The 23420-nt window shown below is 68.7% G+C and carries 21 protein-coding genes; 14 read left to right on the top strand and 7 right to left on the bottom strand.

All coding sequences use genetic code 11. The annotated features are described in order from the left end of the window. Positions 1-117 precede the first annotated feature (117 nt). The 8 genes from A9976_RS28230 to A9976_RS28195 all read left to right on the top strand — a co-directional run bounded on the left by A9976_RS28230 (position 118) and on the right by A9976_RS28195 (position 11205). Positions 118-1563: an SWIM zinc finger family protein gene (locus tag A9976_RS28230; protein ID WP_183021714.1), complete on the top strand. Its 1446-nt coding sequence runs from the start codon at positions 118-120 to the stop codon at positions 1561-1563. Then, on the top strand, positions 1560-3329 hold the full coding sequence (locus A9976_RS28225) for a DUF5691 domain-containing protein (RefSeq protein WP_183021713.1): 1770 nt from the start codon (positions 1560-1562) through the stop codon (positions 3327-3329). Before A9976_RS28230 ends, A9976_RS28225 begins: the two co-directional genes overlap by 4 nt. Positions 3330-3399: 70 nt before the next feature. Further along, on the top strand, positions 3400-4482 hold the full coding sequence (locus tag A9976_RS28220) for an AAA family ATPase (RefSeq protein ID WP_183021712.1): 1083 nt from the start codon (positions 3400-3402) through the stop codon (positions 4480-4482). A gap of 62 nt (positions 4483-4544) precedes the next feature. Beyond that, entirely contained in the window at positions 4545-7121 is a 2577-nt protein-coding gene (locus tag A9976_RS28215; protein ID WP_183021711.1) for a DUF5682 family protein, read from the top strand. Continuing rightward, entirely contained in the window at positions 7118-8350 is a 1233-nt protein-coding gene (locus A9976_RS28210) for a VWA domain-containing protein (RefSeq protein WP_183021710.1), read from the top strand. The genes A9976_RS28215 and A9976_RS28210 overlap by 4 nt, the downstream gene beginning before the upstream one ends. A gap of 128 nt (positions 8351-8478) precedes the next feature. Next, positions 8479-9456 carry a DUF808 domain-containing protein gene (locus A9976_RS28205; protein WP_183021709.1) on the top strand — a complete coding sequence of 326 codons (978 nt, stop codon included), beginning with the start codon at positions 8479-8481 and terminating at the stop codon, positions 9454-9456. Positions 9457-9760: 304 nt separating this feature from the next. After that, positions 9761-10366, top strand: a complete 606-nt coding sequence (locus A9976_RS28200; protein WP_183021708.1) for a hypothetical protein — start codon at positions 9761-9763, stop codon at positions 10364-10366. A gap of 32 nt (positions 10367-10398) precedes the next feature. Continuing rightward, positions 10399-11205 (top strand): lipopolysaccharide assembly protein LapB, encoded by an 807-nt coding sequence (locus A9976_RS28195; protein ID WP_183021707.1) that lies wholly within the window; start codon positions 10399-10401, stop codon positions 11203-11205. A 53-nt stretch (positions 11206-11258) separates the two neighbouring features. On the opposite strand, the gene A9976_RS28190 is transcribed toward A9976_RS28195, so the two are convergent. After that, positions 11259-11513, bottom strand: a complete 255-nt coding sequence (locus tag A9976_RS28190) for a hypothetical protein (RefSeq protein WP_183021706.1) — start codon at positions 11511-11513, stop codon at positions 11259-11261. A 292-nt stretch (positions 11514-11805) separates the two neighbouring features. On the opposite strand from A9976_RS28190, the gene A9976_RS31985 reads away from it, so the two are divergent. After that, positions 11806-12180, top strand: a complete 375-nt coding sequence (locus A9976_RS31985) for a hypothetical protein (RefSeq protein ID WP_409049561.1) — start codon at positions 11806-11808, stop codon at positions 12178-12180. Here A9976_RS31985 and A9976_RS28180 read toward each other — a convergent pair. Beyond that, on the bottom strand, positions 12131-12751 hold the full coding sequence (locus A9976_RS28180; protein WP_183021705.1) for a glutathione S-transferase family protein: 621 nt from the start codon (positions 12749-12751) through the stop codon (positions 12131-12133). The genes A9976_RS31985 and A9976_RS28180 overlap by 50 nt on opposite strands. Positions 12752-12918: 167 nt before the next feature. Next, positions 12919-13074 (bottom strand): hypothetical protein, encoded by a 156-nt coding sequence (locus A9976_RS28175; protein WP_183021704.1) that lies wholly within the window; start codon positions 13072-13074, stop codon positions 12919-12921. 197 nt (positions 13075-13271) lie between these two features. Here A9976_RS28175 and A9976_RS28170 point away from each other — a divergent pair, with 197 nt between their 5' ends. The 4 genes from A9976_RS28170 to A9976_RS28155 all read left to right on the top strand — a co-directional run bounded on the left by A9976_RS28170 (position 13272) and on the right by A9976_RS28155 (position 17763). Continuing rightward, positions 13272-13886: an OmpW family protein gene (locus A9976_RS28170; RefSeq protein WP_012206635.1), complete on the top strand. Its 615-nt coding sequence runs from the start codon at positions 13272-13274 to the stop codon at positions 13884-13886. Positions 13887-14274: 388 nt separating this feature from the next. Continuing rightward, entirely contained in the window at positions 14275-15333 is a 1059-nt protein-coding gene (egtD, locus tag A9976_RS28165) for an L-histidine N(alpha)-methyltransferase (RefSeq protein ID WP_183021703.1), read from the top strand. Further along, a complete protein-coding gene (egtB, locus tag A9976_RS28160) occupies positions 15320-16618 on the top strand; it encodes an ergothioneine biosynthesis protein EgtB (RefSeq protein WP_183021702.1) in 1299 nt (432 codons plus the stop codon). The genes egtD and egtB overlap by 14 nt, the downstream gene beginning before the upstream one ends. A gap of 86 nt (positions 16619-16704) precedes the next feature. Next, positions 16705-17763 (top strand): hypothetical protein, encoded by a 1059-nt coding sequence (locus tag A9976_RS28155; RefSeq protein ID WP_183021701.1) that lies wholly within the window; start codon positions 16705-16707, stop codon positions 17761-17763. A 7-nt stretch (positions 17764-17770) separates the two neighbouring features. Here the strand turns inward: A9976_RS28155 and A9976_RS28150 are convergent, their stop codons facing one another. Continuing rightward, entirely contained in the window at positions 17771-19060 is a 1290-nt protein-coding gene (locus A9976_RS28150) for an O-acetylhomoserine aminocarboxypropyltransferase/cysteine synthase family protein (RefSeq protein WP_183021700.1), read from the bottom strand. A gap of 326 nt (positions 19061-19386) precedes the next feature. On the opposite strand from A9976_RS28150, the gene A9976_RS28145 reads away from it, so the two are divergent. Then, positions 19387-20565, top strand: a complete 1179-nt coding sequence (locus A9976_RS28145; RefSeq protein ID WP_183021699.1) for a diguanylate cyclase — start codon at positions 19387-19389, stop codon at positions 20563-20565. On the opposite strand, the gene A9976_RS28140 is transcribed toward A9976_RS28145, so the two are convergent. From A9976_RS28140 to A9976_RS28130, 3 genes are all read right to left on the bottom strand, one after another. Continuing rightward, positions 20562-21428, bottom strand: a complete 867-nt coding sequence (locus A9976_RS28140; protein WP_183021698.1) for a 3'-5' exonuclease — start codon at positions 21426-21428, stop codon at positions 20562-20564. The genes A9976_RS28145 and A9976_RS28140 overlap by 4 nt on opposite strands. A 261-nt stretch (positions 21429-21689) precedes the next feature. Then, positions 21690-22502: a crotonase/enoyl-CoA hydratase family protein gene (locus A9976_RS28135; protein WP_183021697.1), complete on the bottom strand. Its 813-nt coding sequence runs from the start codon at positions 22500-22502 to the stop codon at positions 21690-21692. A gap of 17 nt (positions 22503-22519) precedes the next feature. Further along, the gene (locus tag A9976_RS28130) at positions 22520-23410 is read right to left on the bottom strand and encodes an SDR family oxidoreductase (RefSeq protein ID WP_183021696.1); all 891 of its coding nucleotides are present in this window, start codon (positions 23408-23410) and stop codon (positions 22520-22522) included. Positions 23411-23420: the final 10 nt, after the last annotated feature.

The raw sequence follows: 23420 nt of genomic DNA, 5'->3' as shown, positions 1-23420 counted from the left end.
TGTTGTGATTTGTTTCAAGTTGCCGATAACTATTGCTGATAGGCTTTCGTGTTTGCCGGGCAGTGCCGTTTCATTCAATGCGCCCGGCGATGACAAACACTTGGAGAGGGAGCTTCGGTGTCGCGTGTATTAGGAACAGAGAGCGAAGTGCTGGCGCTGTCGCCGGACGCCTCATCCAGCAAGGCCGCCAAGGGCCTGCAATCGCCCGCCAAATGGCCCGCCATGGGCGCCAACGATGTGGCGGTATGGGGTGAATGCCAGGGCAGCGGCAGCAAGCCCTACCAGACCCAGGTGGACCTGTCGGGGCCTTCCTTCAAATGCTCTTGCCCCAGCCGCAAATTCCCCTGCAAGCACGGGCTGGCGCTGATGCTGATGCGTGCCGGCGGGCAAGTCCCCGAAGGCGGCGATCCGCCCGCCTGGGTGCAGACCTGGCTGGACAGCCGCCAGGAAAAGGCCGAGAAGAAAGAGGCCAAGGCTGCCGCCGCAGCGGCCGAGCCGCCGCCCGACCCCGAAGTCGCGGCCAGGCAACAGGCCAGGCGCGAAGACAAGCGCTGGGACAAGGTGGAGGCGGGCCTGCAGGAACTGTCGCTGTGGATGCAGGACATGGTGCGTGCGGGCCTGGCCAACCAGGCCGGCGACGCGCAGATGCGCCAGCGCTGGAACAACATGGCCGCGCGCATGGTCGATGCGCAGGCCACGGGCATGGCGGCGCGCATCAAGGATTGCCGGGATCTGGTGGACAGCCACCGCGACTGGCCGCGCGACATGCTGGTGCAGCTGGGCCACTGGCAGTTGATCATCGACGCCGTGCGCCGACGCGAATCGCTCAGCCCCGAGGTCAAGGCCGACGTGATGGCGGCGCTGGGCTGGCCCATGGACAAGGCCGAGGTGCAGGCCAGGGGCCAGTCGGTCGAGGACGAATGGCTGGTGGCCGGCCTGCGCATGATCGAGCGCGAAGGCCGGCTTATGGAGCGGCGCGTCTGGCTGCAGGGCCAGCGCACGGGGCGCATGGCCCTGGTGCTGGACTATGCGCAGGGCGGGCGCGGCTTTGAATCGGCCTGGGTGCCTGGCCATCGCTACGGCTGCGCGCTGAATTTCTATCCGGGCCACGCGCCGCTGCGCGCCATTGCGGCCAATGGCAACGGGCCTGCGCTGCCTGCCGATGGCGCCAGCCCGCTGGCCACCTCGGCCGTGGGCGACGTCCTGCAACTGCTGGGCCAGCGCATTGCCGCCAACCCGCTGCAGGCCACGCAGCCGCTGTGCCAGGACCGGCTGCGGCTGGTGCCCGCCCAGGGCCAGTGGTTCGCGGCCTGGCCCCAAGCGCCGGATGCATCGCCGGTCGCCCCTGGCACGGCGGCGCCAGTGCAGCCCGTCCCCGTGGCGATTGACGATGCCCAGGCCTGGCACCTGCTGGCGCTCAGCGGCGGTGCGCCCATGCAGCTGTTTGGCGAATGGGAACCCGGCCCGGCCGTGGGCCGCTGGCGGCTGCTGAGCGCCTGGCAGGCCCGCGAGGGCGACGGCGCCCAGCAATGTATCTGGCAGAACCAGGGTGATCCGGTATGAGCAACGCACAACTTTGGGCTGCGCTGCAGCAATCGGCCATGGTCGGCTCGGACCGGCTGGCCGTGCCGCCTGCGCTGGCTTCGGGCGTGGACCCGTCCGCAACCGGGTCGCAGCAGGCCGTGCAGGCGGCGCTGCAGCCCCGCGCCGACCTGCCCGGTGACTCGCCCGCCCAGCAACTGCTGCGCGCCAGCGCCGTGGCGGCCGTGTTCGAGCGGGTAGGCTGGCAGCCTGGCGCGCAGGTGCGCCTGACGGCACCGCTGGCCGTGCCCGCCGCAGCGCCTGCGGAGTCGCGCACCGCGCCTGCCGATGCGCGCCTGCACACCCTGATGGGCGACGTGCTCAAGGACGGCCCGTTCGAGCTGCAGGCCTCCATGCTGCGCACCCTGGACCAGGCCGGCCAGCGCCTGCCCCATGACCTGCTGGTGCCCGCGCTGGAGCAGGGCCGCCAGTCCGTGGAGCTGCGCCAGTGGCTGGCCCCCGTGCTGGGCGAGCGCGGACGCTGGCTGGGCGCGCTCAACCCGCAATGGGGCTATGCCAGCGGCGTGGAGGAAACCGCCGACCCCGAGCTGGTCTGGCAGGAGGGCTCGGTGGAGCAGCGCGTGGCCCTGCTGCGCAGCGAGCGCGCAACCGATGCCGCCAAGGCCCGCACGCGGCTGGAAGGCAGCCTGAAGGAGCTGGGCGCCAAGGAGCGCCTGCCCCTGGTCCAGGCCCTGGCCGTGGGGCTGGGCATGGACGATGAGCCGCTGCTCGAAAAACTGCTGTCCGACCGCAGCAAGGAGATCCGCGAGAACGCCGCGCAAATGCTCTCGTGCCTGCCGGACAGCGCGCACAGCCAGCGCGTCATGGGCTGGATGCAGTCCATGCTGCAGCAGGACGACAAGGGCCAGTGGATCGTGGAGCCTCCCGAAGAGGGCTCCAAGGAATGGGAGCGCGACGGCATCGCGCTCAAGCCCGACGCCTACCACCGTGGCGGCAAGAAGGCCTGGCTGCTGGAGCAGATGGTGCAGCTCACGCCCGTGTCCTTCTGGACCCGCGCCCTGGGCCTGACGCCCCTGGAAGTGATGGAGTGGAGCCGGCGCAGCGACTGGAAATCCTCGCTGCGCCAGGGCTGGGTGCGGGCCTTGCAATACCAGCTGGACGTGGAATGGATCGATGCCGCCCAGACCATGGGCCGCGACATGCGCCACGACGCGCTCCTGCCCGCCCTCATGGCCCGGCTGTCCCGCGAGGAACGCGAGTCCCGCTGGATTGCCCAGTTCGAGCGCGACAGGCACAAGCTCATCGACGCCATCGAGGGCATGTCCCAGTCGCTGGGCGGTGCCGAACTGCTCTCGCCCGCGCTGTCGGCGCGGCTGACCGAGGCACTGCACGTGGCCGTGGGCGGCAAGCAGATCACGGGCAACTGGCACAGCTACCGCGCCGACCAGGCCCTGCTGTCCTGTGCGCGCATGCTGGACGTGACCGCGCTGGAGCGCTTTGCCGACCTGTGGCGCAAGCCCTCGGTGCTGGATGCGCAATCCGAGCCTGAGCCCGAGCCGCAACCCGAACCTGCTGCTGCGGCAGCAGTCACGGCCACCGCTGCCGCCACAGCCGCTGCAGTTGCCGCACCGGCAAGCATTCCCCTCACGCCCCAGCAGCAGGCGCGCCTCGAACGCAGCCGCGTGCGGCCCTGGGATGAAGAGCGCATGCGCGGCCATCTGGAGCGCATCGTCGATCTGCGCCTGGGCCTGCACCAGGCCTTTGTTGCGCTGCGCGGCCAGGCCTGAGGCGCGCCCGTCCTGCCGCATACCCCGAACCGAACCGAATCCAACCCTTACCCCTTCCCGGAAGCACACCATGAGCCAAGTCCTGCGCCAGCATGCCGAACAGCAATTCGCCGAAGAACTCGAAGCCCTGCGCAAGGTGGACGACCGTCCGCGTCCGCCCAACTGGAAACTCTCGCCCTGGGCCGTGCTCCAGTACCTGATGGGCGGCAAGCTCGGCAACGGCTTCGAGGTCAGCGCCAAGTACATCGGCAATCCGCGCCTGATGGAAATCGCCGTCTCCACCCTGGCCACCGACCGCGCCCTGCTGCTGTACGGCGTGCCCGGCACGGCCAAGTCCTGGGTGTCCGAGCACCTGTCGGCCGCCGTCAGCGGCGACTCCACCATGCTGGTGCAGGGCACGGCCGGCACCAGCGAGGAGCAGCTGCGCTACGGCTGGAACTACGCCCAGCTGCTGGCCCACGGCCCGTCCGAGAAGGCGCTGATTCCCAGCCCCCTGGTCAACGCCATGAAGCTGGGCAAGATCGCCCGCATCGAAGAGCTGACCCGCATCCCCGCCGACGTGCAGGACACGCTGATTACCGTTCTGTCCGAAAAGACCCTGCCCGTGCCCGAGCTGGGCAGCGAAGTGCAGGCCGTGCAGGGCTTCTCGGTCATCGCCACGGCCAACAACCGCGACAAGGGCGTGAACGAGTTGTCCAGTGCGCTCAAGCGCCGCTTCAACACCGTCATCCTGCCCGTGCCGGCCTCGCAGGACGAAGAGGTGCAGATCGTCACCAAGCGCGTGGCCGAGCAGGGCCGCGCCCTGGCCCTGCCCGCCGAGCCGCCGGCCCTGCAGGAAGTGCGCCGCGTGGTGCAGATCTTCCGCGAGCTGCGCAACGGCCAGACCGAAGACGGCAAGACCGTGCGAGTCAAGTCGCCCAGCAGCACGCTGTCCACGGCCGAGGCCATATCGGTCATCAACAGCGGCATGGCGCTGGCCGGGCATTTCGGCGACGGCGTGCTGCGCGCGGGCGATGTGGCCTCGGGCCTGCTGGGCGCCGTGATCAAGGACCCGGTGCAGGACAGCGTGGTCTGGAAGGAATACCTGGAGACCGTGGTCAAGGAACGCAGCGACTGGAAGGACCTGTACCGCGCCTGCCGCGAGCAGCTCTGAAGCCCGCACTCCCGCACCGCTGACCGACCGCATCTTCTGCGCATCTCCTGCGCACTTCCCGTATGGCCACCTCTGCCAATCCGCTTCATTTCTTCGGCATCCGCCACCATGGCCCGGGCTGCGCGCGCAGCCTGCTGCAGGCCCTGGAGCAGCTGCAGCCCGACTGCCTGCTGGTGGAGGGCCCGCCCGAGGGCGAGTCCCTGCTGCCCATGCTGCAGCATGCCGACCTGCAGCCGCCCGTGGCCATGCTGGTCTATGTGCAGGACAGCCCGGCCCATGCCGCCTTCTATCCCTATGCCGAGTTCTCGCCCGAATGGCAGGCCCTGCAATGGGCGGCGCGCCAGGGCGTGGCCACGCGTTTCATCGACCTGCCCCAGACCCACCGCATGGCGCTGGACATGGCCGAGCAGGAACGGCGCCGGGCCGAGGCGGCGGCAGCAGATGCAGCTGATGCAGGCGCGGATGCGGCCGATGGAGGCCAGGATGCAGATGCAGATGCCGACTCGGGCTCCGACTCCGTCGCCGCTGCGGCAGACGGCAGCCAGCTCCAGAGCAATGCCGCCGAGGCCCTGGACCGCGACGACACCACGCAGTCCGTGCCGGCTGCCGACCTTGCCGTCGATCCCTCGGCACCATCCCCGCAGGACTGGCACGATCCGCTGGACCTGCTGGCCGAGGCCGCAGGCTACCCCGACGGCGAAAGCTGGTGGAACCGCATGGTCGAGGAGCGCGGCGACGGCGCCACCCTGTTCGAGGGCATTGCCGAAGCCATGGCCGTGGTGCGCGCCGAGCTGCCCAACGAAGTGCGCGGCGCACGCCATGCCCGGCGCGAGGCGCTGCGCGAAGCCTGGATGCGCCAGTGCATGCGCGAGGCCGTCAAGGCCGGCCACCAGCGCATTGCCGTGGTCTGCGGCGCATGGCATGTGCCCGCCCTGCAGGCCCAGGTCACCGCCAAGGCCGATGCCGCCACGCTCAAGGGCCTGCCCAAGGCCAAGGTCCAGGCCACCTGGGCGCCCTGGACCTACCGCAACCTGTGCTCGTCCAGCGGCTATGGCGCGGGCGTGGATTCGCCGGGCTGGTATGAACATCTGTGGCGCTGCTCCGAGCCTGTGCCCGAGTCCTTGCTCCAGTCCGCACCTGCTGCCGACCCGGCACGCGGCAGCACCCAGCGCACCGTCGGCTGGCTGGCGCGCGTGGCCCATCTGCTGCGCTCCAAGGACCTGGACTGCTCCAGCGCCCACATCATCGAAGCCACGCGCCTGGCCGAAAGCCTGGCGGCCCTGCGCGGCCACGCCAGCCCCGGCCTGCCCGAGCTGGACGAGGCCATCGTCACCGTCATCAGCATGGGCGAGCGCACGCCGCTGCGCCTGATCGAGCGCGAACTCAGCGTGGGCGACCGCATCGGCGGCGTGCCCGCCGACGTGCCCCAGGTGCCGCTGCAGCGCGACATCGAGCAACAGCAAAAAAGCCTGCGCCTCAAGCCCGAGGCGGCCGCCAAGGTCCTGGCCCTGGACCTGCGCAAGGACACGGACCGCGAACGCAGCCACTTCCTGCACCGCCTGCGCCTGCTGGGCATAGAGTGGGGCAGCGTCACCACCGACCAGCAGCGCAACCGCGGCACCTTCCGCGAAAGCTGGCAGCTGCAGTGGGAGCCCGAGCTGGCCGTGCGCATCATCGAGGCCAGCCGCTACGGCGGCACCCTGGTGCAGGCCGCCGCGGCCAAGGTGCGCCAGGCGCTGACGCCCGAGACCCCGCTGCCCGAGCTGGCCCAGACCATCGACGACGCCCTGCTGGCCGATCTGCCGCACCTGGTCGATGCCCTCATGCAGGACCTGGCCGACCGCTCGGCCAGCACCGGCGACGTCTCCCAGCTCATGCAGGCGCTGCCGCCGCTGGCCAATGTGCTGCGCTACGGCAGCGTGCGCCAGACCGACACCCAGGCCCTGGCCACGGTGATCGACAGCATGGCGCTGCGCGCCGCCATCGGCCTGCCCCTGGCCTGCATGGCGCTGGACGAGGACGCTGCAAGACACATGCAGGCCAGGGTGCTGCAGGCCCACGAGGCCCTGCGCCTGCGCGATGCCGAGGAGCCGCGCGAAGCCTGGTTCGGCGCCCTGCGCAGCATTGCCATGGGCGACGCGGGCGCCGCCTTGCTGCGCGGCGCGGCCTGCCGCCTGCTGCTCGATGCCCACCGCCTGGACAGCGAGGCCGTGGCCACGCAACTGGGCCGCAATCTCTCGCTGGGCGTGCCGCCGCTGGACGCCGCCGCCTGGCTGGACGGCTTTCTCAACCGCCAGGCCCTGGTGCTGCTGCACGACGACGCCATCTGGGGCGCCGTCGATGCCTGGCTGGCGCAGCTGGGCGAGACCCAGTTCACCCAGATCCTGCCCCTGGTGCGCCGCAGCTTCTCGGCCTTCTCCAACCATGACCGCCAGAGCCTGGGCGAAAAGGCCCGGCGCGGGCAGGGCAGTGCGGCCGTGGCGGCAGCATCCGCAGGTGCCGCAGGCGCGGCAGGCGATGGGGACGACGGCGCCTGGAACGAGGCGCGTGCCGTGCTCGCCATTCCCGTACTCGATCAACTGCTGGGCCTGAACCTGCCCGCGCAACTGCTGTCCAGCCCGCAGGAGGCCCAGCCATGAACACCGCTGCCACCGTGAACGATGCATCCCTTGCCGGCGCCGACCCCCAGGAGACCGCCCCCCAGCCCACCACCCGCCTGCAACGCTGGCGCCTGGTGCTGGGCCAGCCGTCCGAGGCCAGCTGCGGCGGGCTGGGCCCCAAGGGCAGCTCCATCGACGAGATGGACAAGGCCCTGGCCGCGCTCTACGAAGAGGACAACAAGGACGGCGGCCTCTCGCGCCGCGGCGGGCGGGGCAACTCCTCGCCCAGCGTGGCGCGCTGGCTGGGCGACATCCGCAAGTACTTTCCCAGCCAGGTCGTGCAGGTCATGCAGCGCGACGCCATGGAGCGCCTGAACCTGCGCGAACTCATGCTCCAGCCCGAAATGCTGGAGCATGTGCAGCCCGACGTGCACATGGTGGCCGACCTCATCTCCCTGGGCTCCGTCATCCCGCAGAACACCAAGGAGACCGCGCGCATCGTCGTGCGCAAGGTGGTGGACGACCTCATGCGCCGCCTGGAAGAGCCCATGCGCAGCGCCGTCTCGGGCGCGCTGGACCGCAGCCAGCGCAACCGCCGTCCGCGCCACTCCGAGATCGACTGGAACCGCACCATCCGCGCCAACCTGCGCCACTGGCAGCCCGACTACCGCACCATCGTGCCCGAGACCCTGGTCGGCTACGGCCGCAAGGCGCGCCGCCCGCAGCGCGAAGTCATCCTGTGCATAGACCAGAGCGGCTCCATGGCCAACTCCGTCGTCTACTCCAGCATCTTCGGTGCCGTCATGGCCAGCCTGCCGGCCGTCAGTACCAAGCTGGTGGTCTTCGACACGGCGGTGGTGGACCTGACCGACAAGCTCTCCGACCCCGTGGACGTGCTGTTCGGCGTGCAGCTGGGTGGCGGCACCGACATCAACCGTGCCGTAGGCTACTGCCAGGGCCTGATCAGCGAGCCGCGCAACGCCATCGTCGTGCTCATCTCCGACCTCTATGAAGGTGGTGTGGAAAGCGGCCTGCTGCGCCGCGCCTCCGAACTGGTGGAGTCGGGCGTGCAGTTCATCACCCTGCTGGCACTCAGCGACGAAGGCGCGCCTGCCTACGACGCGCAACTGGCCGCCAAGCTGGCCGCGCTGGGCGTGCCCTCGTTCGCGTGCACGCCGGACGCCTTCCCGCAGCTCATGGCCGCCGCCATCCGCCGCGACGACGTGGCGGCCTGGGCGGCAGGGCAGGGCTTCAAGACCAGCAAGTGACGGACGGCCGGTCGGCCCCGTGACCGGGCTGGCCGCCGGGCATCTCCTACATGGGCAGGACATGCCCAGGCCCCATGATGGCGCCCGGGCAAAAAGAAGTTCCCCGAACAATTCACTGGAGTAATGCGATGGCTGGTGCTGGTTTGCTGATGCTGCTGGACGATATTGCAGCGATCCTGGACGACGTGGCCCTCATGACCAAGGTCGCGGCACGCAAGAGCGTGGCCATGGCCGACGATGTGTCCGTCATGACCAAGGTGGCCGCGCAGAAGACGGCGGGCGTGCTGGGCGATGACCTGGCGCTCAACGCCCAGCAGGTCACGGGCGTGCGGGCCGAGCGCGAGATTCCCGTGGTCTGGGCCGTGGCCAAGGGCTCGCTGATCAACAAGGCCATCCTGGTGCCTGCGGCGCTGCTGATCAGCGCCTTCATTCCCTGGGCTGTCACGCCGCTGCTCATGGTCGGAGGTGCCTTTCTGTGCTTTGAGGGTTGCGAGAAGCTGGCCCACAAATTCCTGCATTCGCCCGAGGAAGATGCCGTGGAGCGCGAGCGCCTGACCCAGGCCAATGCCGATGCGGGCGTGGACCTCGTCGCCATGGAAAAGGACAAGATCAAGGGCGCCGTGCGCACGGACTTCATCCTCTCGGCCGAGATCATCGCCATCACACTGGGCACCGTGGCCTCGGCGCCGTTCGGGCAGCAGGTGGCCGTGCTGGCGGGCATTGCCCTCATCATGACCGTGGGCGTCTATGGCCTGGTGGCCGGCATCGTCAAGCTCGATGACCTGGGACTGTGGCTGGGCCAGCGTGCCAGCGCCGCTGCCCGCGCGCTGGGCCGGGGCATCGTCGCCGCCGCGCCCTGGCTGATGAAGGGGCTGTCCGTTGCGGGCACGGCCGCCATGTTCCTGGTGGGTGGCGGCATCCTCGTGCACGGCGTGCCTGCGCTGCACCACGCCGTGGAGGGCCTGGGCGAGGCCGTGGCCCAGGGCGCGCTGGGCGGCCTGTGGCGGGTGCTGGCCGTCAATGTGCTCAACGCGGTGGCCGGCATCGTGGCCGGCGCCATCGTGCTGGCAGCTGTCGAAGGCATCAAGCGCCTGCGCCGCCACTGAGTTGCGGCAACATCGCCGGCCGGCCCTGCAGTCGGCAAGGCACGCCACGGGGGCCGGCAGGCCCCCGCTTGCATGGAATTTGCGCTTCAGCGCATCGCATTTGACTGTGGGCGCAAGCACATGCATTTGCCTGGAACTCCGCAGGGCCAGGCGTCCTCCTGTTCCTTGGCGGCGGCGCAATGTGTTTGCGCCTGCCGGCCGCCGAGGCTCCGACAGCGGTCCAGCGCCGCAGCGGAGCCGTTGTCGGGACCGGGCGGCTGAATTCGTATCCGCACCGGTCCCTGGGTGTTCATCGGGGGGGTCCATGATTTCCAATCTCACCAAGGCCAGGGTGCTGCGGTCCGTCATCGCCGGCTGCACGCTCGCGCAGGCGGGCAGGGCCGAGAAACTCAGCACCGAGCGTGCACGCACGGCGCTCAACCGCATCTGCGAGCTGCTGCATCTGCCCAACGACCTGGCCGCCATACACGCGGAGCCAGATCTCTACCTCGAATCCCTGGTCCACTTCGAGGGCCTGCCCCAGTTCGAGCTGCGCACGCCGCTGGTGGCCAAGCTCAAGCAGGTGCTGGGCCTGCGCTCGTCCAGGCAACTGACGCCGGCCATGCTCGCGCAGGTCAGCGCGTCACAGCTCATCAACCAGGGCGTCTCCATCATCGCCCTGACCGATCTGCAGGAGTGGCTGCTCAAGCACGACCTGTCGCTGAGGCACAGCCCGCCCATCACGGACATCGACTTCAGGGAGGCCAGAAAGGCCATTGCCTTGCTCGACGCCTTCGACTTCGACACCGAGTCGCTGGAATGGCAAATGAATCACCTGGCCCGCAAGCGCAGCCAGGCCAGGGAGCGGCCTGCTGCGGCTGCCTCTGTCGTTGCATCGGTGTCCGCCATCAATACGGCGGCGGCGCCCTAATATCGGGGCTTCCGAACAAGGCTAGACACACCATGACGTTTCCCCTGCTGGCCGCTGTGGCCCTGGCATTGCAGCTGCTGGCGCCCGCATCCGCCCTGGCGGCCGACGACATCGTGTTCAAGGACAGCGCCGGTCGCGTGCTCAGGCGCAGCGACCTGGACAAGGCCGATGGCCGCTTCAGCTGGGAGCTGCCCTCCGCCAAACCCGTCAGCCAGGCCGCGCGCGATGCCCATGCCTTGGGCCGCGCTGCCGGGCACAGCGGCGATCACCGTGCCGCCCTGGCACATTTCGAGACCGCCTCGAAGCTGGCGCCCCGCTGGCCCTATCCCGTCTACGACGCCGCATTCACCTACCTGCTGCAAAAGGACTTCGATGCGGCCTATCGGCATTACCGGCGCGTCGATGCACTGGCGCCCAGGGGCTTCTTCACCGCCAAGACGGCCGTGCACAGCCTGCGCATGGAGCGCGATGGCAAGCTCCCCCAAGGCACCTATCTGCGCTACCTTGCCCTGGAGTGGGAAACCGACCGCGACAAGGCGCGCCAGGCCGCGCTGGCCATGACCCGCGAGACGCCCGGCTTCGCTCCCGCCTGGAAGACCGTCGCCCATCTGGAGGACGATCCCGCAAAACGTCTCGCCCTGCTGGACAGCGGCCTGAAGGCCGACCCAGATGCCGAGACCCGTGGCTTTCTGCTGCTGGACAAGGCCGTGCTGCTGCGCGAGCGCAACCAGATCCCCGAGGCCATGGTGATGCTGGGAGAGCTGGCGGTGGACCCCCGGTCTCCGCTGGATGTCGAGGCCCTGGCGCGGCACATGCTGGCGCAGTGGGCGCGGCCCTGAGACTGCCGCACCGGCGCCAGCGCCAGCATCAGTTCCAGCACCCTCCAGCCAACTCAGCGCATCGCCAGTTCCACCGCCTCTGGAGACAACCCGTAGGCCTCGACAAAGACCTCGATGCGGTCCTGCGTCTGCGCGTTCACAAACGTCTCCATGCCCACGCTGTCCATCTCCCCTGACAGCATCTGGCCCGTATTCACGGGGCGGGTATCGAGCTGCTGCGCCAGCACGCAGCTGTCCTCTCCCTCCGGCTGCAGGCCGATGAGCCCCGTCTGGTTGTTGATGGCAATCACCCTGGCTTGTCTTTGCATGCTCCGCCCTGTCGTCTGAATCCGTCGTTTCTGGAATGGCGAAAAGGCGCCGCCTTGTGCAACGCCCCTGCCTGTCCTGGCGACTGTAGGCAAGGCTTGGGGACGGCGGTAGAGGCTCGGGGCTTGGTGGACTGCCAAGGAAAATTTACGAATGGCTTTCGGAGATGCTGGGTTTTCTGTTGAATTTGGCGGATGTGCCAAGGCGGTTGCGAGGCGCTTTGACCCGGCGACCTGGAGTGGATGCACTCGACGCGGCATCTGCTGTGCGATGGCCATGCATGGCGAGGAATGCATGAAACCTTCCGAAGCGCTGGCTTTGAACCGTACCGGGATTCGCCATGTGGTCGAGTCCCACCGTGCGACCCTGATGGATGAGGCCGCCATCCAGGAGGAACTGCAGCGCCTGCTGGGCGTGTCGGTCGATGGGCTGACGCCCAGTGCCTTGCCGGAGGCCTTCCGCAGCCAGGTGCTGGCCGAGGCGCTGCCGATGTGGGCAAGGCATTGCGCGCCAGCGTTCCTTCCCGATGAATCGGCAAGTGAACGGCATCTGCCGCAAACCTGCGATAGATACCTGACCAAGCACCTTCATTGCGGGTATCGCGGGCAGCCTCCCCCTCTCAGCCCCCCAGCGCCCCGCGCACGGCAGCACGCTCGCCCATGCGCTTGAAGTGCGCCTGTACCTTGGGGAAGCCGGCGATGTCCACGCCGTCGCCCTCCAGCCAGCCGGCAATGGTGAACAGATAGGCGTCGGCCACGGAATAGTCGGAGCCCAGCACCCAGGGTGTATCGCCCAGGTAATGGCGCTCGATCACGCCAAAGCACTCGGCCATGTTGGCCGCCACCTTGCGCTGCATGGAGGCAATGGCCGGTTCGTCGTCGGCCCAGCGGCCCGCGCGCCGGCCGTGGGCGTGGGCCACGTGCACGGTGGAGGACAGGTAGCCGTGGAACTCCTGCATGTGGGCGAAGGCATAGGCATCATCGAGCGGAGCGAGCCGGGCCTCGGGGAAGCGGCGCGCGACGTAGGCGAGCAGGGCCGGCGTTTCGGTGAGCACGCCGCGCTCGGTCACCAGGGCGGGCACGCGGCCCTTGGGATTGATGGCCAGGTATTCGGGGCTGCGCTGCTCGCCCTTGGGGAAGTCGAGCTTGATGACTTCGTGGGGCGCATTGGCTTCGATCAGGGCGATGCGGGAGGCCAGGGCGCAAGTGCCGGGCGCGTAGTAGAGCTTGAGGGTGGTCATGAAAGAGGCGGGTAGGGATGGGTACGTGCAGAGTCTGCCGTCGGCGCCGATGGCCGGGCCGGCCCTCCAAATTAGTGCGTATTGCACGGCCGTGCAAGCGGCATCTGCGTCTTTGCTTATGCCGGCCCGGCGCTCCAGCGGCCGGCTTCCCTTCATGGCGAAAGCAGTCAGGCGCTGGCCGTATCGCCGCCCTGGCCGATCACCTTCATGCGCTTTTCCATCTCCTTGACCAATGCAGACGGCGCAAAGTCCAGGACATCGCCGAGGCGCAACAGCATGCATCCAGTGAGCATGTAGTCATGGAAGCGATGCAGCCACGGCATCGCAGCTCCAACCTCAAGCCAGTCACCTCGCATCGGTTGCCGCTGGCCTGCAGTGCGATGCGTTGCATGCATCCAACGCGATCCGGCCATGCGGCGGCGCCCACCTTCGGATTTGAGCTAGGACAAGACCGGCCTTGCCCGCCCCTGATGCAATACAGCTACGGGATTTGCCCCGGGCTACTCCAAGACTCTCCATCATGAAAAGAACTCTGCTCGCCGTTGCTGCCGTTTGCGCCCTGTCGTCGGGTGCCGCGTTTGCGCAGCAGGCCGAAGGCCCCTGGATGGTGCGCGTGCGCGCCGTGAATTTGGACAGCGCCAACAAGGACAGCACGGGTCTGGGCCTGTCGATCAACAACAAGTGGATGCCCGAACTGGACGTGTCCTACTTCTTCACGCCCAACATCGCGGCCGAGCTGGTGCTGACCTACCCGCAAAAGCACGACCTGCGTGCCAACGGCCTGGGCCAGATCGGCAGCCTCAAGCACCTGCCGCCCACGCTGCTGGCGCAATACCACTTCACCAATTTCGGCGCTTTCAAGCCCTACGTCGGCGCCGGTGTGAACTACACCCGCTTTTCGAGCGTGAGCTTCGACCCTGCCGTGCAGGCCGCGCTGAACCCCTCGATCAAGAAGAACAGTTTCGGCGGCGCGCTGCAGATCGGTTTCGACTACGCGCTGGACAAGAACTGGTCGCTGAATTTCGACGTGAAGAAAGTCTTCATTGAAACGGACGTGAGCTCCGCCGGCACCAAGGTGGGCACCTTCAAGGTGAACCCGGTGCTGGTCGGTGTGGGACTGGGCTATCGCTTCTGATCTCCGGATCATGAGCGAGGCACGCGCTGCTTCATCCGGCAGCGCGTAGTGAGGCAAGGATGGGTACTTGGTCCGGTATGCCGTTCGCGGCATACCGGATTTTTTTCGTCCCGACCGGCGCCCTGGCCTGCTTCGGGCATGCTGCGGCGCACCACCGGACAGGTCACGAAAAAATCACGCGCGGGGGAAACTGTCCTACCCGCATGCCCGGGGCAGGCGCCTAGGCTGGTGCCTCGGCCTGCCGGTGCGAGTCTTGCGAGGCTCGCTTGCCGTTGGCAGGCGTCAGTCACCATTGGCTGTCCGCCCCTTGGCGACCGCGCCCTGCTGCAAGCCGGGATGCGGCATTCACCATGCTGCGGCGGGCGGCGCACAACGCGAGGCCCCCACCATGCTGTCTGCCCACGAACCTACCGTGTCTTCCTCTGCCCTGGCATCGCGCGCCCAGCGCGTGCCGCTGCCTTTGCCTTCGGCGCCCCGTGCGCCCGCCCAGGGCGGCAGGCGCGAGGCGGCCCCGGAATGGGCGGACCACGCACTGCGCGCGACCCGCGCCGAGCTGCAGCACGGGCTGATGCAGCCCCAGGCCCAGGTTTCCCCCAAATACCTCTACGACGCGCGCGGCTGCGACCTGTTCGAGCAGATCACACGGCTGCCCGAGTACTACCCCACGCGCACCGAGGCCGCCATCCTGGCCGACTCGGGCGCCGCCATGGCCGAGGCCCTGCGCGGCAGCGAGGTGTTGATCGAGCTGGGCGCCGGCAATTGCGAGAAGGTCCGCGGCCTGTGCCGCAGCCTGCGGCCACGGCATTTCGTGGGCGTGGACATTGCGGGCGCTTTCCTGCGCCAGTCCGTGCGGCGGCTGGCCGAGGAATTTCCGCAACTGCAGGCCCATGCCGTCACGGCCGACATCACCGAGCCGCTGACCCTGCCGCCCCATATCCCGCAGGCCGGGCGGCTGCTGTTCTATCCGGGCTCTTCCATCGGCAATTTCGATCCGGTACAGGCCCGGCGCATGCTGGGCCAGATGCGTGCCATGGTCAACGACGACGGTGGCCTGCTGATTGGCATAGACCTGCCCAAGTCCACGCAATGGCTGGAGCCCGCCTATGACGATGCCCAGGGCGTGACGGCGCGCTTCAACCTGAACCTGCTCAGCCACGTCAACAGCCTGCTGGGCAGCGACTTCAACCCGGACGACTGGGAGCATGTGGCCTTCTTCAACGCCGAGCATTCGCGCATCGAGATGCACCTGCGCGCGCGCAGGCCGCTGATCGTGGGCTGGCCGCAGGGGCTGCGGCATTTCTCGGCCGGCGAGACCATCCACACCGAAAACAGCTACAAGTACCCGCTGCCCGAATTCCTCGGCATGCTGGCCTGCGCGGGCTTCGGGCCCTGCCAGATCTGGACGGATGAGCGCCAGTGGTTTGCCGTCATCCATGCCCATGCGTGAAATGCCCGCCGTCTTCCGCTGGGTGCAGCGCTACGAGGCCGTGCGCCAGAGCACCGTGCTGCTGGCCGCGCCCCTGTCGGCCGAGGATGCCTGCGTGCAGTCCATGCCAGACGCCAGCCCGGCCAAATGGCATCTGGCGCATACCACCTGGTTCTTCGAGACCTTTGTGCTGGCCGAGCATGCGCCCGGCGTGCCGCCCTTCGATGCCGACTTTCGCGTGCTGTTCAACTCCTACTACCAGCAGGTGGGCGAGCGGCATCCGCGTGCGCAGCGCGGGCTGCTGACGCGCCCTTCGCTGGCGCGGGTGCTGGCCTATCGCGAGGCCGTGGACCAGCGCATGCTGCAGATGTTCGAGGACTGGGGCATGCAGCCGCCTGCACGGCTGGCCGCGCTGCTGGAGCTGGGCCTGCAGCATGAGCAGCAGCACCAGGAACTGCTGCTGACCGACATCAAGCACCTGCTGTCCTGCCACCCGCTGTGGCCTGCCTACCGGGCGCAGGAGGAGGGCGTGCCTGCGCCGCAAGAGCCCGATGGATTGCCCCCGCCGCTGCAATGGCTGACCGTGCCGCGCGGCATGCACGCCGTGGGCCATGCGGGCGAGGGCTTTGCCTTCGACAACGAGCGCCCGCGCCACGAGGTGTTCCTGCAGGGCTGCGAGATGGCGCGGCGGCCCGTGAGCAATGCCGAGTTCCTGCGCTTCGTCAAGGATGGCGGCTATGCCCAGCCGCAGTGGTGGCTGGCCGAAGGCTGGGACTGGCGCTGCGCGCAGCAGCTGGAGCATCCGTGGTACTGGCGGCGCCAGGCCGGTGGCGTGCTGGACGGCATATGGCAGGAATTCAGCCTGCATGGCGCGCTGGCGCTGGACGGGCGCAGGCCCGTCTGCCACCTCTCTTACTTCGAGGCCGATGCCTATGCGCGCTGGGCTGGCGCGCGCCTGCCCACCGAGGCGGAATGGGAGGCGGCCCTTGCCGCGCAGATGGCGCAGCGCCCGCAGCACGGCGAGCCACCGGGCCCCGTGCACCCGCGCACCATGCAGCCCGGCAGCCATGCGCTGGGCGAGGTCTGGGAGTGGACCCAGTCGGCCTACACCGCCTACCCGGGCTTTGTGGTGGCCGAGGGCGCGGTGGGTGAGTACAACGGCAAGTTCATGGTCAACCAGTACGTGCTGCGTGGCGGCTCCTGCCTCACGCCGCCCGGCCATGCGCGCGCCAGCTACCGCAATTTCTTCCCCACCCAGGCGCGCTGGCAGATGACCGGCCTGCGGCTGGCAAGGGACCTGGCCTGAGCCTACCCGTGCCGCGTTGCCTGGCATTGCATCGCGCGCCGGCGCATGCAGTAGCATCGTCGGCCTCAATGATCCGAGGGAGTTCCATGTTGTTGCGTTCGCTTGTTCTTGCCATGCCGCTGTCCCTGGTCCTTGCCGGCTGCGCCACTGCGCCGCCCCAGGCACCGGCGCCCAGCCAGCCACAGGACCAGCCCCGGCCCCAGGTGCCTGCCCAGGCCCCGGCCGACACGCCACGCGCCGAGCCCGAGGTCGCCAACCTCACGCCCCTGCCCAGCCTGCTGCTGATCGGCGAAGACGCAGCCGGCCGCTACTACTCCATGGTGGCCAAGGCCACCTTCACCATCGAGGCCGATGGCCGCCTGAGCCTGGCCGACCAGGGCGGCGGGCAGGGCGGCGAGCCCGTGGCCCCCCATGCCGACATGCAGGACCAGAGCATGTCCACCGAATGCAAGCCCTATGGCGCCGTGGCCAACCAGCGCACTACCTGGTTCCCGTACACGGGTGTGTTCGTACGCGGCGGCACGCTGGTCGGCGCCCAGGCGGACGGCGCGGATGTGGGCACCAAGGCGCTGACCGAGCACGAGGGCGCCCAGATGCTCTACACAGGCAAGGATGCCGACGCCACCGAGTATTACTACGCGCCCTGTGTGGGCGCGCAGCGCGTGGCCACGGGTTGGCGGCTGGACCGCTATCTGCCCGATGGCGGGCAACTGCGCGTGCGAGCCGATGGGCGTAACGGCAACGGCAAGGGCCAGACACTGGCATTGAAGCTGCCCGAGCCCTTTGCGCCCTTTGTGCTGGTGCGCTACCAGTCGGGAGCGATGATTCCCGTGCCCATGCGTGCCGTGCTGGCCACGGTGGACCTGCCCGGGCGCCGCGTGGTGCTGCAGTTCCAGGGCACGTACGCCGTGGAGCCGGCCATCCGCAAGATGGAACTGCGCCTGATCGTGCCCGGCAGCCGCCCCTCCGAAGGCGAGACCGCCGCACGCCACGCCGAACGCACCCAGGCCCAGTTGCGTGACCTGGCACGCTGCGCCCCGCCGCGCGGCCATGCCATCGAGCCCTGCGCCAATCCGCAGCGCACGCCGGATCCGCTGATCTTCTACTCCTCGCAGGAACTGCGCGAGCGCTCGCGCAGGCCCTGACGGCGTCTCAGACCTTGTCCAGCGCCTGCTCCAGGTCGGCCAGCAGGTCGCTGATGTGCTCGATGCCCACGGACAGGCGCACCATGCCTTCGGTCACGCCGGCCTTGGCAAGCTCCTCGGCATCAAGCTGGCGGTGCGTGGTCGATGCCGGGTGCGTGGCCAGGGACTTGGCATCGCCGATGTTGACCAGGCGCGTGAACAGCTGCAGCGCGTCCAGGAAGCGCGCACCGGCGGCGCGCGTGTCGCTGTCGCCGCTGCCGTTCTTGAGGCTGAACGAGAGGATGCCCGAGGCGCGGCCGCCCAGCTGCTTCTTCACCAGTGCGTGGTCGGGGTGGTCCTGCAGGCCGGCGTAGCGCACCCATTCGATCTTGGGATGCTTTTGCAGCGTCTCGGCGATCTTCTGGGTGTTCTCGCAGATGCGGTCCATGCGCAGGGCCAGCGTCTCTATGCCCTGCAGGATCAGGAAGGCGTTGTGCGGCGACAGTGCGGCACCGGTATTGCGCAGCGGCACCACGCGCACGCGGCCGATGTAGGCGGCCTCGCCCAGGGCCTCGGTGTAGACCACGCCGTGGTAGCTGACATCGGGCTCGTTCAGGCGCTTGAAGCGTGTCTTGTGCTCGGCCCAGGGGAACTTGCCGCTGTCCACGACGGCGCCGCCCACGCTGTTGCCGTGGCCGCCCAGGTACTTGGTCAGCGAGTGCACGACGATGTCGGCGCCGTGCTCGATGGGGCGCAGCAGATAGGGGCTGGGCACGGTGTTGTCCACGATCAGCGGCACGCCATGGGCGTGGGCCACGTCGGCCAGCGCGCGGATGTCGGTGACATTGCCCAGCGGGTTGCCGATGGACTCGATGAAGATGGCCTTGGTCTTCCCATCGATGTGCTGGGCGAAGCTGGCCGGGTCGCGCGGATCGGCAAAGCGCACGGTGATGCCCTGCTGCGGGAAGGTGTGGGCGAACAGGTTGTAGGTGCCGCCGTACAGTGTGCTGGCCGAGACGATGTTGTCGCCGGCCTCGGCAATCGCCTGGATGGCATAGGTGATGGCGGCCATGCCCGAGGCCACGGCCACGGCGGCAATGCCGCCTTCCAGCGCCGCGACGCGCTTTTCCAGCACGTCGGTGGTCGGATTCATGATGCGCGTGTAGATGTTGCCGGCCACCTTGAGGTCGAACAGGTCGGCGCCATGCTGGGCGCTGTCGAAGGCGTAGGCCACGGTCTGGTAGATGGGCACGGCGGCCGACTTGGTGGTGGGGTCGGGCGAGTAGCCGGCGTGGACGGCCAGGGTTTCAATGCGCATGGAGAGTTGCCTTTCTGGTGACGGCTTACGCAACAAGGGCAGAGGCGTGCGATGTGCCATGGGGCGCGGCGCGTTCTCGCATCCTGTTTGCGCAAGTCCTGAGGTTGTTGCAAGCGGAGGACGGTTGGCATTGTGGCCTGCCTGCCTGACGCGTCCAACGATGCGTTGGTTACGAACATATGCGGCGCGCACATGCCAGTATGCAGGGCTGTCCGGCCGCGACCGGATCTGCCTGCCCTCACGGCATCCGGGCTGTGAGTGATTGTGTAATTTTGTTAACGGTGTGCGACAACGTGACCGGATCGCTAGACTCCATCAGGGAGTTGATGGTGACGTTGACAGCAAGACATCTTCTGGCGCTGGCGGTGCCCCTGTGCACCTTGCTGCTGGCCGGCTGTTTCTATGTCTGCTGGCGGCATCTGCGTGCCCGGCGCGAGTTGCGCAGCATGTCGTTCGCCTTCACCGGCTTCAGCCTGGCGCTGCTGCTGCAGATCCTTGAGCGGCCCGCGGCCGTTCCCGTCAATGTGTTGACGACGGCCGCGCTGCAACTATGCGCGGCCTGGTTCGTCACCGAGGCCATGGCCATACGCCAGGGCGTGGGCCCGGATGCACCGCTGGCGGCCGGCTTCGGCGGCGCGGTGCTGCTGGTGCTGGGCTACTACGCCTGGGCCGTGCCCGATGCGCAGGCGCGCCAGCATGTGCTCAATTTCGGCCTGGGGCTGCAACTGGCCCTGCCGTTGTGGCGGCTGCCGCCCCGGCAGCCCTGCACAGGCTGGGACCGGCTGCTGCTGTGGGTGTTCGTGGCCTTTGCCCTGAGTTTTTTCGTGCGTGCGCTGTGGGCGGTGCCGCGCGCAAATCCGGTCACGGCCAGCGTGGCCGGCGAATGGCTGGGCATTTCTTCCTCGTGGATGGCGATGCAGCTGAGCCTGCTGGTGTTCGGCCTTCTGTTTGCCATGCTGTTTCTGGCAGTGGCGGTGCGCGACACCGTGCAGGAGCTGCACAAGGAGCGCGACCGCGATCCGCTGACCGGGCTGCTGAACCGGCGCGCCTTCAAGGAGGCCGTGCAGCACCGGCGGGCCGAGCAGCCCCAGCTGTCGGCCGCCGTACTGGTCTGCGACCTGGACCATTTCAAGCGCGTCAACGATGGCTGGGGCCATGCGGCGGGCGACGAGGTGCTGCAGCGTTTTGCGCGCCTGCTGCTTCGCAGCACGCGCCAGCAGGACCTGGTTGCACGCTTTGGCGGGGAGGAGTTCGTGGCCCTGCTGCCGCACGCCGATCCGCTGGCCGCGCAATTGATCACACGGCGCATACAGACCCAGCTGCGCCTGATGGGCTTCAGCGCGCTGCCCGACGACATGCGCATCACGGCCAGCTTTGGCGTGGCCTGGATGGCGCAGGGCCAGACGCTGGAGCAGGCGCTGGCGCGTGCCGACGCCATGCTCTACGAGGCCAAGCGTGCAGGCCGCGACCGGGTGCGGCTGGTGCCGCAGGAGGAAGGGGCTTAGCCAGGGCTTGGCTTGCCCGGTGTGACCGGCGCCTGCAGCAGGCGTGGGGTGCGGGACGGGCGTGGCGATGGGCGTGGGGCGCTGGACTCGCGCGGTGCATCTGGCTCGTGCGGCGCGTGCGGCTCGTGCGACATATGCGGTGCGTCCTGCTCGCGTGGCGCGTGGGGCCTGCGTGGTCCCTGCGGGCCGCTGGAGCTGCCGGGGCCGCGGGGTTCGGGCGCAGGCCTGGCGGGCCTGGCCGGGCGTTCGGCCACGGCCGGCTGGCGCTGTTCCCAGGCGGGCAGGGCGGCATGCACCATGGCGGCGCCGTGGGCGTCGTTGGCCGCGTAGTGGCGCTGGGCCAGGCTCAGCTGCGGTGCAGCCCAGTTGGAGGTGGAGATCTTCTTGGACTTGTGGAAGTTCTGCCCCAGCACCAGGGCCACGGCCGCGCGCACTCCTACCGAGCTGGCATAGCCGTGGCGCTTGAACACGCGGTCCAGGTCGATCACGTTGTGCAGTGCAACACCCAGGCGCGCGGGCAGCGCGCTGCGGTCATGGTCCAGCCCGAAACCGGCCTTGCAGATGGCTTCGCTGGCCAGCACGTCGGCCGCCAGCTGGCGTGCCTGTGCATGCTGCAGCTGCAGCAGCCAGGCCTGGTCGCAGGTGGACAGCTGCACCACATGGGGGCCGGTGTCGGTCTGGCGGGCGTGGAACAGCGGCTTGCTCTCGGTATCGAAGCCGAGCACGGGCGCTGCCATCAGCGCCGCGCGTGCGGCCGCGAATTCGGCGTCGGTGGCGGGCACGTGGATGCAGCGCTCGGGCAGGGCTGCAAAAGGCGGCAGCAGGCGGCTGTCATCCTTGCTGGGAGCGTGCAGGCGGGGCATGGGGAAAGAGAGGGAAAGCCGAGGCGAGCCGTCAAGTATGCCTGCACTTGCATGCCCCTCGGGCACCGGGTTTTTATCCCCGGTGCGTGTGGACGGAGTTGTGGAAAACTCCGGGTGTAACTTGCCGAATCCGCGCCCTGCAAGGCTTTCCACGGAATGCCTAAAAAATCAGCGCAGTGGCGAAAGGGCGTCGAATAAGGGTATTTGCGGATGGCTGCGCCGGACCCCGATGCAGGGTCCGACGGCTGTTTCAAATGGTGTCTAAAGGCCTTGATCGCTGAATACCGGCACCCGCTTTTCCAGGCCGGCGCGCACGGCTTCGGCCTGGTTGGGGCTGCCCAGCAGGGCCTGCTGCTCCTGCGCCTCGGCCAGCAGGATGTCCTGGGGCGACGCCGTTTCGCTGAGCTGCATCAGCCGCTTGGCCGCGCGCATGGCGTGCGGGCTACTGGCCGCGATCTGGCGAGCCAGGTGGCGCGCTTCCTCCAGCGGAGCGTGGCTCACGCGCGTGGCCAGGCCCAGGGCCACGGCCTCGGGGCCGGGCACGATGCGGCCGGTGTAGACCAGCTCGCGCAGCACATCGCCGCGCACCAGCGGCGCGGCCAGCGCGCAGCCGGCCATGTCGGGCACCAGTCCCCATTTGATTTCCATGATGGACAGCCGCGCATCCTCGGCCACCAGGCGGATGTCCGCACCCAGCGCCAGCTGCAGGCCGCCGCCGTAGGCCACGCCGTGCACGGCGGCGATCACGGGCACGGGCAACTGGCGCCAGCCCCAGCAGATCTGCTGGAAGCGGTTGGCCATGCCATGCGTGCGCCGCGACAGATCGGCCATGTCGGCGGTCTGCTGGCCGTCGGCAATGCCGGCCATGCTGCCCATGTCCAGGCCCGCGCAGAAGGCGCGCCCGTCGCCATGCAGCACCACGGCGCGCAACCCGGGCGTGTCCCGCAGCCGCGCCAATGCGTCGATCAGTGCGTCGAACATGGCGGGGTCCAGCGCATTCATCTTGTCGGGCCGGGCCAGGGTCACCTCGGCCACGCCGTGGTCCACCGATATGCGCACGCGTTCTTGGTTCATGGCTTGTCTCCTTGTGTCTATGCGGTTCTTTGCTGGCGGTCGGCCGCGTTGCGCGATTCGATGGCGCTGCGCGCATTCGCCCAGTCCTGGTCGCTCCAGCTGGCCAGCCCGGCGAAGTTGCCGCCCGTCGCCTGGTATTGTCCGCCGTCTATGGCGATGGTCTGTCCCGTCAGGTACTCGGCATGGCGGCTCATGAGAAAGACGGCCAGGTTGGCCAGTTCGGGCATGCGGCCGTTGCGTCCCATGGGGTTGTCGGCGCGCACATGCTCGCCGCCCTGCGGGTTCAGGCGCGCGCTCATGCCTTCGGTGGGGAACAGGCCCGGCGCAATGGCGTTGAAGCGTATGCCCCGGTTGCCCCATTCCACGGCCAGCGACTGCGTCATGGCATGCACGCCCGACTTGGCCATGGCCGAGGGCACGGTGAAGGCCGAGCCGTTCCAGACCCAGGTGGTGAGGATGGACAGCACGCTGGCCTTGCGGCCCTCGGCCAGCCAGCGGCGGCCGCACTCCAGCGTGAGGTTGAAGCTGCCGCGCATGACGATGTTGGCCACGGCGTCGAAGGCGCGCATGGACAGGTCCTCGGTGCGGCTCACGAAGTTGCCGGCCGCGTTGTTGACCAGGCCCGTGAGCGCGCCGCCATCGGCCCAGATGGCCTCGATCATCTGCTCCACGGCCTCGGGCTGGCGCACGTCGCAGGCATGGCCCACGGCCCGGCCGCCGTGCTGCTGCACCAGCTCCTGGGCGGTCTGCTCGACCACGGCGCCGCGCCGGCCGCACAGGTAGATGTCGGCGCCCATCATGAGAAAGGCCTCGGCCATGACGCGGCCCAGGCCGGTGCCGCCGCCAGTGACGAGTATGCGTTCGCCCTTGAGCAGGCCGGGCTTGTAGATGAGGTCGTCGAGGGTCATGGCTGCTGTC

This window comes from Delftia sp. UME58 (genome assembly GCF_014170385.1).
Classification (GTDB): domain Bacteria; phylum Pseudomonadota; class Gammaproteobacteria; order Burkholderiales; family Burkholderiaceae_C; genus Comamonas; species Comamonas acidovorans.
The sequence above is the reverse complement of the archived record's forward strand: the minus strand, read 5'-3'. Positions and strand labels throughout refer to the sequence as shown.